Below are 12794 nucleotides of genomic sequence, written 5' to 3'. Positions count from 1 at the left end.
TAGTGCTTCAACCACCGAAAAAGGTAATACAAAATGAGCCGTATTTATTCTATCGCGATTTTAATTGGAAGCTTAAGAAGAGACTCTACTAATCGAAAGATTGCTACCGCACTTAATGAACTGACAGCCGGAAAACTGACCCTCAACATCGTGGAAATCGGAGACCTGCCACTCTACAACCAAGATTTAGATGGAGATACTCCACCACCCTCTTACACATCATTTCGAAATGCACTGTATAACGCTGATGGCTTCTTGTTTATAACGCCGGAATATAATCGATCAATACCAGGAGCGTTAAAAAACGCTATTGATGTAGGATCACGGCCTTACGGCAAAAGTGCGTGGGGTGCCGCAAAACCCGCTGCCATCATTACTACTTCGCCTGGTCAAATCGGTGGGTTCGGAGCGAATCATCATCTTCGCCAGTGCTTCGTTTTTCTTAACCTACTATGTATGCAGCAACCCGAGGCCTATCTAGGTAATGCAGGTAGTTTCTTCGATGAAAACGGAATCCTGAATGAAAACATCAAGTCCTTTTTACAAAACATAATGGACGCTTTTTTCACTCATATCGAGTCCTCTTTAAATTCATAATATGCCGCGAAAACACCCCTAACACGCGACACTTAAGGGCGATAGTACCACAAACATCTGACTGACTTACCCTCTTCAACTCATGAAATTCTGTGGACACCAAAGTCGCCCTTAATTACACGCAACGCTTAAAAGCTATACACTTAAAAGCCTAGAGCACGAAACACAACGCACGTAAAAGAGATCACGTCACAATCAGCTTTCAAATTAAAAATTGGATACTTCATATTTTTTGAGTCAACACATCAACCCTGCCCCCCTTCCCTTACCACAAACTTAAGATTTGAGGATTATCATGAACACTACTGAACAAATCGAGTCAACTATTCGCGCTTTGGAAAACAAGCGCTATGATGCAGTAATGAACAAAAATCTTGAGGAGCTCGCCAAACTTGCACATCCAAAACTTTCCTACGCTCATTCTTCTGGCGGAGTAGACACTTTAGAAGAATACCTTCAAAAAATTAACACAGGCTTCTATGTATACAAAAAAATCGAACATCCAATTGATTCTTTTACCATCCTAAACAATATAGTATTGGTTCGCGGAGAAATGAATGGAGAGATAATTGTAGGGGGTGAAAAGAAAACTCTAAAAAATAAAACACTGACTGTATGGGTATATATAGCTGAAGAGTGGAGGTTCCTTTCATACCAACCAACGCCAACTATCCGAATGCCATTCATATCATAAACAACTCCCGAGCCACATTATGATGCTTTTTTAGACTTTATGGCGATGGACACACGCTCATACCCATTGCCATATTTAATATAACCCACCTAATTGCAAATTTTAGCGGCGAGAGAGAGCCGATCTTCACTCAGCGCATCCAATAACGCTCGTAGCGTTCTTTTTGAAATCTATTTGCCAGAAACTCAATAAACAACCTCGTTTTTGCAGGCATATAACGCCGCTCTTGAAAGGCTATATTTATAGTCAACGTGGGAAGACTCCAGTCGTCCAGCACCGGAACTAAACGTCCTGCTATTAAATCGTCATGAACTATATATTTCGGCTGCACGAGGATGCCCGCACCAAAAATTGCCGCGGATCGTACAATCTGGCCATCGTTAGTTTCTAGAGTCGGATCTATCTTTATAGACTTGCTCACCCCTTCTTTCGAAAAATTCAAAATCCGAGGTTGATATGCATGGTTATATAAGAGCATATCGTGATTGTACAGATCTTCCACATCCGTAGGAGCACCTCGACTTCTTAGGTAGTCAGGGGAGGCGGCAAGTATTCGGCGAGTATGTGCTAAACGTCGAATAGTTATGTTTGAGTCTATCTCAAACTCCCTTATCCTTATAGCCAAATCAATACCACTATCGATGATATCGCAATAATGATTCTCCCCAAGAATTTTAACATTTATTTTTGGATAAGCCCTTTTAAATTCAACCAACAGTGGTGAAATATGAAGCATCGCGAAAGAAATTGATGACGTAATTGTTAAAGTACCCATTGGCTCAACTAACGAAGTAGTGAGAGACGCCTCAGCATCACGAAGTTGACCTAGCAGGCTCTTACAGTGACTGTAAAACTCATGCCCTGCCGGAGTAAGCGATAATCTTCGCGTATTCCGTTCTATTAGCCTCACACTTAAACGTTTTTCCAGTGCGGCGAGGTGACGCGTAGCTGACGCTGTAGATATATCAAGCAACTCTGCAGCTTTACTCAACGTACCCAATTCTGCAGTATGAACGAGTACTTCGAGTTCAGTTAGTCGATCCATATCTTGACTCCTTACAGACGGCTTGCTGCTTCAGATGTGAAATTGACAATTTCGATTTTACTATTTTATTTGCGTGATGGACACTATAATTTATTAGAGCTTTTTCAAACTGCTTTTCCGATAAAACATTATTTACCCACCGAAACGACGAATCAGCAATTTAACAAAAATATTAGTAGGAGTGGCCTCATGCGAAACCTAGATGAACAAACCATCACCCAAGCTGTGCTTGCGCGTAATGCAAGCACTGAAGATCACCGCCTTCATCAAGTGATGACTAGCTTAGTTCAGCATATGCATTCTTTCGCAAGAGAGGTTAATCTTACTGAGGGTGAATGGCTTAAAGGTATAGAGTTTCTCACTGCGATAGGCAAGATATGCTCCCCCACAAGGCAAGAATTTATTTTGCTTTCCGACACTCTAGGTCTCTCCACGCTAGTCGTCGCTCAGAATCATAAAAAGCCAGAAGGCTGTACTGAGGCAACGGTATTTGGCCCTTTCCATGTCACTGGCGCCCCCCGCTATGAACTCGGTGCTGATATCAGCAACGGAATGCCAGGTACTTCTTGGTGGGTCAGCGGAGTGATTCGGAATCTAGATAACGAGCCAATCCCTTATGCGGAGTTAGAGGTTTGGCAGGCAGACGATCTTGGATTCTATGATGTACAAAACGTTGAATTTACGGAATATCAAGGCCGTGCAGTATTGCGTGCTGACGCTCAAGGAGCCTACCGATTTCGGACCATAGTTCCTAACGCCTACCCGATTCCGCATGATGGTCCAGTTGGAGTAATGTTAAAAGCTCTGAATCGTCATCCTTGGAGGCCTGCCCATTTGCATTTTATGATTTCGGCTAAAGGTTATGAGCGTTTAGTGACGCATGTGTTTCGCGAATCCGGTAAATACTTAGACTCTGATGCTGTTTTCGGTGTCCGTTCATCCCTCATTGCCGAGTGGCAATACCATGGCACGGGAGTAACGCCCGATGGTCGAAACTCTGACACCCCCTATTACACTTTAGAATTTGATTTTGTACTCAATGCGACAGGCCTGGAACAGTGAATGACACAAAAACCACTCGACAAATCAAACGATGCCATCAACATTACAAAAAACTTACTGATCTATAATTGTTGAGTTGTGATCGCCAACCATTTAGGCTGGCTTTCCTGCCTATCACTGCAATGTCAACAAACGTGTCCTACTAAACTCCGAAGACCACTAAGATTGAGTTTAACGAAGTATACCACTGAGCATCCACATAAGGCATACGGACAATCCTCCACAACTCTTAGATTATAAAAAATATACAGATAAAATTGCTAACAAATACTAATAATTCCAGATTCATATACTTATTTAAAGAGGAAAATATAAAATGAATATGAATATCCCCCCTGCCATCGGAGAACTATGGAAAAGTCAAGGCGGTGTTTATGCTGGCGTGATACGTGGAGAGATAGGGAAACTGGATTATCATTTAATTATACCAACACAGTGGTCTCTAGTTAATAAAATATCTGCTTATGGTGGTTACGACATCGATGAGCCAAAAGCTGCTAGTCGTTTTGACGGACTCGCTAATACGCGTTATTTAATTAATAGCGCTCAAGGAAATCATCCAGCTGCTAGGTTATGCGCTGGCTTGGTATTGGAGAGCCATAATGATTTTTACTTGCCATCAATTAATGAGCTCGCGCTATGTATGGCTAACGTTCCGGATTTGTTTGAAAAAAAATGGCATCTAAGTAGTTCACAGCTTTCAGCGACACACGCATTGGCACTATCTTTCGACGGTGGTTCCCAGATCGGACTAGACAAATTCCTTGAATTACAGGTCCGACCAGTTCGAAAGTATACTCTTGATTATCTTTTCAGCGAAAAAATTCAGGGTGCGAAATTAGTTTAATCCAATACAACCGAAAAATCTTCCGATCACGCTTAATTTCACTTCGCTCTAGCATACGCGAATAACTATTAAGCATAATAGACCCGCTACGCACTAGAGAAGCTAGTTGACTCTAAGCTCAGCAGTTACAAATTCCACAAATTCTCGCACAATTGTAGATCTTCGCATATTAGGGTGATAAAGCATCCAAAGATCATGCCCAAAGTTTGTTGGTGGACCATCAAGCTTTACTAAAGATGCCCTAGCATTACCGACAAAACACGGTAGATAGCCAATACCAAATCCGGATTCGATGCTGTCTGCAAGCGCCAATACGGAATTAACCGAAAAAGTTATTCGTTCAGCCGACACATTTTTTTTAACAAATTTTGCTGAACGCAGTGAGGAAAGGTTATCGCAGAGCGTAACCCAGTCACATTGAAATAATTCAGTATCTCGCGGCTGGTGGGAGTTGATGTAGTCTAGCGCTCGTCCGTACAAAGCCCATTCAGTACGCCCTAAGCAGCGCCCCACTAAGTTCTCCGGTGGCGCATCAGTCGCTCGCAAAGCTAAATCGGAATCGGAAGTTGATAAATTTAAAGCGCTATTATCAATTGTTACTTTTACTTTAATTTTTGGCTTCCGTAGTTTGAATATCTCGAGCATCGGCATTAATATATGGAAAAGTAATGTATCATTTGTGGTCAAGCGAAGCTCGCCTGCAGGGTGAGCGTTTTGGTTAGACAAACTTTGCACCACACCGTCGATGTCCTCATCTATTCGATGAGCAAGCTCCACAATCGCGATACCAGCAGCAGTGAGCTCATAACCTCCTCTGTGGCGCTGGAAAAGAGGCGTTGCCAGCTGAATTTCAAGCTGTCGTAGTCGCCTGAATACTGTCGAAGAATTGACTGCAAGTCTCGTCGAAGCCCTCGCTAAACTTCCTGTTTCAGCGACGGCCATGACGAGCTTTAGATCGTTCCAACCTAACCTGTGTGAAAGACTACTCATCATGCCCCACATTCAGAATGTGAATAAACCTAGATAGTAGAGCATGTTCGACATATCTGTGTAGTATTTTATGGTCATATTTTCAGCCTTAAACGACATACGAGATATTAACATTTAGCTTATGATTCCAGTAATTCCCCCGCTGCAGCGCGAATTCGCCGGGCCGAGTTCTGAGCGTCATTGATTATTCTAGTCTCGTCGTAACCTATGAGCCGCCCACCACGCTTCACAATTTTACCGTCAACAATAACCGTATCCACATTATTGGCTGTTGCGCTTTGAACTACTGCAGTCTCGAAATTGCTGACTGGTGCTATATTTAAATCATTCGATCTAAGCATGATAATATCAGCGCGTTTACCCTCGCTAATAGAACCTACCATGTCGCCTAATCCGAGCGCAATCGCTCCATTAAGTGTAGCCATCTGAATTACTTCATGCACACTGATTTTACTAGCACCGGAATTTTCCGTTCCTACCCAAGGGACACCTAAATTCCATGTAAATCGCATCATTTCAAACATGTCCGGCGGAGCGATTGAAGTAGCATCGGATGAAAGAGATATACAAAGTCCTGCTTCCCGCATCTTCATAATCACGGCTCGCGCATCTCCCGTGCTGCTCAGCCTGAGCTCCGAATGAGTTGCTATCGTGATTGGCGTTTTGGTCCTGGCCATGGCTGCAAGATCGTCGTTACTGGCAGATATGTAGTGTGCAATCAAAAAGTCCGGCCCGAGGTATCCGCGACGCTCGTATTCAACCGCATCTGCTGTGTTAGGAGTTTCTTGCGGTGCATGGATGGCTACTGGAAGCCCTACTCGCTTCGCATACTCCATCTCCTTATAAAAAGTTGCCTTGTCGCTTTGAAGTGTACCTCTTAGATTTAACCCCAGGTGCACCATCCCTTCAAATTTGTCATTCCTGCCGAACCATTGACTTTGAACCCTATCAATATCGTTGTAAGGGTTTACTTTATCAGGCCCGAGACGATCAACATGGCCGTATGAGTATCTGGCCCTCATGTGAGAATTTTCGAGGGCCTGTAACTCTGCATCCGCATGTTCGGGCGACCTAGTATTATGGGACCAGTTATGTACCGTTGTAGTTCCCCCATTCACTAACTCTACCGATGCCAACATAACACTGTTATAAAAATCAGTTGGCGTGTAAAGTGCTGAAGTAGCAAACTTTGCGGGATAGTAAGAAAACCCTTCTTTCCTAGCCGTAAAGCTTCTCCCAATAGCGCTCCACATATGATAGTGCGAATTAACAAAGCCAGGCATTACTATCATGTTCGTTGCGTCGATAATATCGGCATCTTTTTCTGTAAGGTTTTGCCCTACACGTTCGATTATGCCATTTCTAATCAGTATATCGGCGTTGGGAAGAGTTCCGATATCTGGATCAACCGTAATAACCGCCGCATTTTTTATCAAATATAATCCGCGCTTAATTTGTTTTTTGCTGCTGATCCTGCTGGGCTTACCCAGCGCAGTTGTAGAAAAAAGGGGACCTGCGAAGCTAGCAAGTGCACCTACGCCTATGATTTTCGAAAAATTTCTTCTACTAAAATTCATGCTATATCTCTTTTTTAGATTTATTGGATATAAATGAAATCAACCAAACGATTGCATGAGGTCATAGAGCTTAAAACTCAGCTATCCTTTGATGGCGTTCCACCGTATTTATACACTAGATGTGATCTCTCAAATTTGCATTTCTGCAATTTTCGTTTTGCATTAATGTAGGACGCGACTTCGTGATCAAGGAACTGCTATACCCTCCCTATCTCTGTGGAGGAATCACAGCACCGCCCACGGAAAGGCGCAGCACGCTGATATAGACACATTTAGATTCTCGAAATCGGGTGGTACCGAACCGTGGCATGCATCTAGTATCAGGTCAGCATCCAGGCGGCTTACAACACAACAAAACTTCGACCGAGCTTTCAATCAGGTATGTCAAATGCATCATGCATCCTCCCGTCGATAAGTGACCGTTAATACTGTTTCTATCCGACCAGAGATTTTCTCCGACTCACACTTTGATTGGGGAGGTTTATGACTCGGGACGTGGCGAAAAACAACGCTTTACCTATGAAACACAACGCAATCAGCACGCTGTATTTAAACTAACGCTGATGTGGTACTCGAGCAATGGGGCATACATGAAACCAGTGAAATGGTAGAACAACGTACGACCATCTTATCCCCGTTCGGGGTCGGCCTCAGGTCAGCAGCAAAATTCTTAGTCCGCAATCTGCCTCCAATAGCTGCAGGGTGATTTTTCCAGTTTGGTCAACACACAGACTTTGGCTAGCACTTTATTCGGAGGCACAACAATGATCTGCGGCGTCAAAGCATCCGATTCAGCATGCGGCTTGAGCGAAATCTATCAAGGCCCAATTAATTGAACGCGGATCGGAAGCGGCAGATCGAGAAAATGGAGAACAGAGTAGCTTGGCAGATGTGACAACTACATTTACAGGAGATGAAACCTTCCGACCAAACACCTTTTCGGCACAGTGATTTGAAGTGACAACCCCAACCCAAACGACACGAAACCAGACTCATTGACTGAACAGTGAGCGACCACCGAGTCGTGCTTCGAGAAAGAGTTTGATCTCTACACGGTACAAGTGGGGCGCCCCTCAAAGGCATTGCGTAGCAGCACACTAAAAGCATTTATTTCAAGGCAGCGCAGATTCACATGCTCTCTCATCATGACTAGTTCCCGCGCGCGTATTAGATCTGATTCTCGCATGCCAATATCGCGTAAGGCTGTAGGGGCACAGTTACTGTATGCCAGGTCGTACATTCCCTGAGGAGCATGTGGCGCGCTGATGGCATTCGCAATCTTATCCATGGCTTCTGGCTCGATGACTTCGTTGTAGGCTAGCACGTGAGGGACAATCACTGAATTAACATCAACATAAGATAAGTTGAAGCCTCGACAAAGTGTCTGGCACAGTTGGTAATGCAGGGGCATCGTAACTTTATTGCGCACACTTCCACATAACCAGGCACCATAAAGTGCATTGGTGCGTGCCGCCAGAATATCGCCCATTTCACTGAAACCGTCACCGTACCTACGCAATTCAGGTATCGCACGAGCAATGGCTTTTATACCAGTTTGTGCCATCAACTTAGTTACTGGATCACGGCTTTTTGAATATAGACCTTCGGCCCTATGAGCCATGGCGCTAATAGCGCTAGAAATGCTAAAATCTATAGGTAAATCAGAGGTCAACTCTGGATCATACAAAACTGTGCGAGGCAAAATCTCGTTACTTGATATAGTTTTTGTAGTTTTCCCGTCACTTAAGTCGAACGCATGAATCATTTCTGATCCAGCGTACGTTGTTGGAATTGCTAGAGTGGGTAAATTTAACTCTAGGGCAATAGATTTACCGATATCAATAGCTACGTCGCACCCTATGGTAACTACTCCAATCGCTACACATTTCTTTGCCAAATAACATGCTTCGCGGACATTTTCGGTAGATATATTTGTTGTAGGCTGGTCAAAAATACCCGCCACTTGTTCGGAGCCGATTGTTACCTTTACTAATTCAGCGAGTGCTCGCAGGTTAGACGTGTAAAGAATCAGTATTCGCGTAATCCCCAATGCATCAATTTCAACTCTCAGTTTCCTTATACTGCCTGCGCCAAAGACAACACGCTGTGCATATTTTTTGTGGTCAGAATCTGCTACCGAACGCTTTTCGCTGCTGTGGTGATCTAAAATTTCCACTATGCACTCTCTGAATCCACAATTAGTGCCAGTTTGGGATCTTTGCGCGAAATGACCGACGCCCTCTCACGATGGGGCTAAATTCTTATGGCTGGTCACGTCAAATCCAGTGGATACCTTGCCTTGATTATCTGAACATTAAAAATATCGAACCAACTAACCCATCAGGTCTTCTGTCTTAGCAAATCCCTCCATTGACGAATTTCACCCATCAGAGAGGAAACGATGATTAGCGCAGCCTTATGAAACTCCCGTGTTAACGATTATATTTTTTGCCCGCTCTCCATTCAATATATTACTCACGTCGAGCCTTATCCCGAGAAACTGTGAGGACACTAGCTCGGCTTTAAACACTATTTTGGAGCCCACAGAGGATCTTTCGCGATTAAAGTAGTAGCCCAGTCGGCAAAAGTCCGAACTCTTGCCGAAAGGTCACGGGTCGCGGGATATACCAATGAGACAGGCAAGCTCGCCATTTGCCAATCAGCTAACACTTCGACCAGACTTCCTATTCTAAGATGTGAATCGGCTTGCGCCCTAGGAAGAAACGCCACACCTAGTCCCGCCACAGCGGCTGCAGCTGCAGCTGCGCCGTTGTTGAAATACACCGTTGGAGGGTGATCAAGTGTGAAACGTTCTTCTCCGCGCATAAGTGTAGGCAGATGTCGCCTGTTAGTCGCCGGGAACTTGAAGCCTAGGTGTTTATGCTCAGCAAGATGGGAGGGGGCATCAAGGTTCGGGGCGCGAACCAGATAGGAAGGAGCAGCGCAAAAACAGTAACGCATCACTCCAATTGGGCGGGAGATCAGATTTTGATCCGAAACGCGCCCGACGCGAATGGCGCAATCCACGCCCTCCTCTACAAGATCTATGACGCGCTCATTGCAACTGATCTCCAGGTGTATCTCAGGGAACCTGGCAGCGAAGTCCGGTAATGAGGGAGCTATCAACAAAATACCTACTGGGGACGGCATTTCGATCTTGATATGGCCGCGAATTGCGTTGCGATTTCGAGAAACAGAAGCTTCAAGCTCGCTGACGTCCTCCAGGACAATTCGAGCGCGGCGGTAGTAGGCCGCGCCTTCGGCAGTCGTGGAAACCTTCCGGGTCGTCCGATGCAGTAACTTTATGCCCAGTAGGTTCTCTAGAGCCTGAACCTGACCGGAAATCGTCGTCTTGGCCAGATTCAACGACTCAGCAGCGCGACTGAAACTGCCCACTTCAACGATTCGACAAAATGCTCGCATCGCTTCCAATCGATCAAATGCCATTGTACGGGTTTCCGTAAAAACAAAATGTATCGACCCAGTTTATCTGAGTATCGTTTTTTTCTAAAGTACACGTATCCACAGCTTGATCGAACACCCAGCCCATACGTAGAAACCGCTGTGCATCTTTCTAACGTTAAGACCAACGAGGACATAGGTACATAAACACTTCGATTGGATCAGGTTGCCTCACTAATAGCACTGAGATACACAGTCTAGATTAACCGTTGTACGTAGTCATCGTACGCTAATGACATACCGTGAGCACGGCTGAATTCCACGGGACCTGCTGCTCGTCATACACGCAAAAAAGAAGCCTAATAACGATTATCAGCGCGCTATTATTGACTCATAACCATGAACCTTACCAACATCACAATAGAGATAACATTACGTTAATACCGTCCGGACAAAAATCCAGAACTACGACCCCGTAAATTTTTTTATTTGAATGCATCTTCCCTCTTTAAACCTAACACTTTCCCTCAGGAGAGGTTTCCCGTACTCGCTTATTGAGTCTTAATTACACAGCTACCCCAAGTGCATATCTAACCTAAATTTTATCTGGCGCTTCATTGCGCGTCAAACCTGAGGAAACACCATGAAAAACTTTGCGAAGATTATTTCAATGCTAATTTTAACTCTCCCATTTTTCGCACATGCTTCTGACGGCGCGGAAGCACTGCAGATGTCTCATGAAAGGACTAGGGCATTTTTGCTCAACAACAGGCGGAAACTGCGAAGCACGAAGGGAAAGTGCGCGAAAAGACTGAACAAGAAAAAAAGAAGCTACTAGCACCAATCAATCGACTGACGAGAAATCCCCAAATTGAAAACTAGTCTACTCGTAAATACATATTAGCAATGTACTCTTGTGCGTGCCAACTTAATGACCATTAACGGAGTTTTCGCGACTACATTGTTAATCAGTGGTTACCGTATGGAGCCCGATCAAGCCCCCTTCCCTGTCGCGGTGACCAGAGCATCCCTTCAACGGTAAGAACCTGGGATAATTTCAATGGGCGAGTAGGTGCAATTGAAACAGTAGAGATTCTCCCTCGTGCTGATGGCGACATCACTCAGCCAGCTTACCGGGAAGGCAGTGAGGTCAAGAGCGGTGACTTGCTTTTCGTCATCGACCAACGCCCTTATTGCATCGAGATTGGGAAATTGCTCGACGGCTTTGACGAACACGGCCGCGCTCGAACGAAAGGAGAGGAAGTGGAACAGCTTCCAATTGCGGTGCAATTCGTCGAACGTTGTCTGGATGACAAGCATATCTCGAATGAGCGGCGAGCCCTCGAACGTGAAACCGCTGAGAATAGTGTCGATAGTCGCGCCTCGTATGAGCGTCGACATCATATGGGGCTTCTGGCGCAGAATCTCCGTTAGGGCATCGGAGATCGTCGGATGGGCGATCGTCCATTTTAATCCGGGAAGATTCAAGAACGAGCCTTTCAGCTCAGCGAAACAATCCTCAATCTTAGTGAGAGTGTATCCAGTCAGCTCAGCGACCGCCTGTGCGGCCGAAGCGTCATGATCGCTAGGATCGAATCAGGCCTGATGGACATACACGAGGATGAGCGCGGCCTGCAGCTGATAATCTAAAGCGCTCTGTCGGCTCCTTCATAAAGCGTACGAGTGAGCTTCGCGGGGCGCTAGGCCCTTGTTGAAGCTTGGATCGCCAAGAGGTTCGGCGATCCAAGGGAGAAAATCGCGAAGCGCAGCGAAAACGGTTAGATGCGATTTGATTCTCGAACGCCAACTCTGGCTCTGCTCACCAAAATTTACATGATTATAGAGAATCTGCGTCTTCTCTTCGAACGTCGACTCGCCAACATCCACCACGGCGCTGCGGTCTGCGAATTGGGCAAGGTTGCGCTGCCCGAGCCGGCGCCGCGCCGCTTCATGGATATGTTTTCGGGAAGTTAGAAGAAATCGATTGCCATGCTTGATCGCGGCCCGCAACTTGGAGAAGGCAGACGTCCAGTCCTGCACATAGTCGTCGCGTAGCACATTGGAGCCGAAGGCATCGTCGATCCAGAAGAAGCGCCCTGGATCATTAGGATTCCAACCGGCCTCAAAGTTGCGTGGGCTGGTTAGAGCAAGTACGGTGTTGTCTGGATTTTCCGACGCTATGGTCGACACGATGGCGCCAATCGCGGATTTACCGCTAGAGAGATTACCGAGTAGCAGTACTACTCCGTGCTCAGAGATCGCGTTGACCGCATCCCGATGAGCCTAGCTAAGAACATAGGTGCGAAGCTTTGGAATCCAGCTGTCAAGCAACGCGCGGCTCTGTTCGCTGAGCCGCTCATCTACGATCTAGGTGAGGTCGCCTAGGCCGTAGACCTGCGGAAAGAGGGCCCGGAGGCGCGCGCTGCTCCTGATAACACGTACGATATACTGGCGACCGAGAATGTGCGGCTTACGCACGTCAATCGCGCGGATTTTAGCACGCATTGCGGCTGCTACGGGCGCATCTACACTCATGTTCGTCATGAAGGCGTAGGCCTCTGCTTGACCGGCTTTGACCAG

The 12794-nt window shown here is 45.7% G+C and carries 10 protein-coding genes and 1 pseudogene; 5 read left to right on the top strand and 6 right to left on the bottom strand.

The window, feature by feature from the left end; genetic code table 11:
- The first annotated feature begins 33 nt into the window (after positions 1-33).
- Both HX823_RS16105 and HX823_RS16100 read left to right on the top strand, forming a co-directional pair.
- A complete protein-coding gene (locus HX823_RS16105) occupies positions 34-597 on the top strand; it encodes an NADPH-dependent FMN reductase (RefSeq protein WP_016976642.1) in 564 nt (187 codons plus the stop codon).
- Between the two features lie 295 nt (positions 598-892).
- The gene (locus HX823_RS16100) at positions 893-1291 is read left to right on the top strand and encodes a nuclear transport factor 2 family protein (RefSeq protein ID WP_080519962.1); all 399 of its coding nucleotides are present in this window, start codon (positions 893-895) and stop codon (positions 1289-1291) included.
- Between the two features lie 130 nt (positions 1292-1421).
- Here HX823_RS16100 and HX823_RS16095 read toward each other — a convergent pair whose 3' ends face one another.
- Positions 1422-2336, bottom strand: coding sequence for a LysR family transcriptional regulator (locus tag HX823_RS16095; protein ID WP_025999760.1), 915 nt, complete (start codon positions 2334-2336; stop codon positions 1422-1424).
- 189 nt (positions 2337-2525) lie between these two features.
- Here HX823_RS16095 and HX823_RS16090 point away from each other — a divergent pair, with 189 nt between their 5' ends.
- Positions 2526-3398, top strand: a complete 873-nt coding sequence (locus HX823_RS16090) for an intradiol ring-cleavage dioxygenase (protein WP_080642442.1) — start codon at positions 2526-2528, stop codon at positions 3396-3398.
- Positions 3399-3714: 316 nt separating this feature from the next.
- Positions 3715-4245 (top strand): DUF1566 domain-containing protein, encoded by a 531-nt coding sequence (locus HX823_RS16085; RefSeq protein ID WP_177052515.1) that lies wholly within the window; start codon positions 3715-3717, stop codon positions 4243-4245.
- A gap of 102 nt (positions 4246-4347) precedes the next feature.
- Here HX823_RS16085 and HX823_RS16080 read toward each other — a convergent pair whose 3' ends face one another.
- The 4 genes from HX823_RS16080 to HX823_RS16065 form a co-directional block, all read right to left on the bottom strand.
- Positions 4348-5235 carry a LysR family transcriptional regulator gene (locus HX823_RS16080; protein ID WP_256262541.1) on the bottom strand — a complete coding sequence of 296 codons (888 nt, stop codon included), beginning with the start codon at positions 5233-5235 and terminating at the stop codon, positions 4348-4350.
- A gap of 119 nt (positions 5236-5354) precedes the next feature.
- Entirely contained in the window at positions 5355-6812 is a 1458-nt protein-coding gene (locus HX823_RS16075) for an amidohydrolase family protein (RefSeq protein WP_016976645.1), read from the bottom strand.
- Positions 6813-7860: 1048 nt separating this feature from the next.
- Positions 7861-8988: an iron-containing alcohol dehydrogenase gene (locus tag HX823_RS16070; RefSeq protein WP_157787128.1), complete on the bottom strand. Its 1128-nt coding sequence runs from the start codon at positions 8986-8988 to the stop codon at positions 7861-7863.
- A gap of 353 nt (positions 8989-9341) precedes the next feature.
- Positions 9342-10259, bottom strand: coding sequence for a LysR family transcriptional regulator (locus HX823_RS16065; protein WP_016976646.1), 918 nt, complete (start codon positions 10257-10259; stop codon positions 9342-9344).
- A gap of 915 nt (positions 10260-11174) precedes the next feature.
- Here HX823_RS16065 and HX823_RS32345 point away from each other — a divergent pair.
- Positions 11175-11648, top strand: a complete 474-nt coding sequence (locus HX823_RS32345; protein ID WP_100215704.1) for a biotin/lipoyl-binding protein — start codon at positions 11175-11177, stop codon at positions 11646-11648.
- Positions 11649-11882: 234 nt separating this feature from the next.
- On the opposite strand, the pseudogene HX823_RS16055 reads toward HX823_RS32345, so the two are convergent.
- Positions 11883-12485 (bottom strand): annotated as a pseudogene (locus HX823_RS16055) (hypothetical protein); the annotation flags it as partial.
- Between the last annotated feature and the right edge of the window lie 309 nt (positions 12486-12794).

Source organism: Pseudomonas sp. P7759, assembly GCF_013386445.1.
Lineage (GTDB): Bacteria > Pseudomonadota > Gammaproteobacteria > Pseudomonadales > Pseudomonadaceae > Aquipseudomonas > Aquipseudomonas azotoformans_A.
The sequence above is the reverse complement of the archived record's forward strand: the minus strand, read 5'-3'. Positions and strand labels throughout refer to the sequence as shown.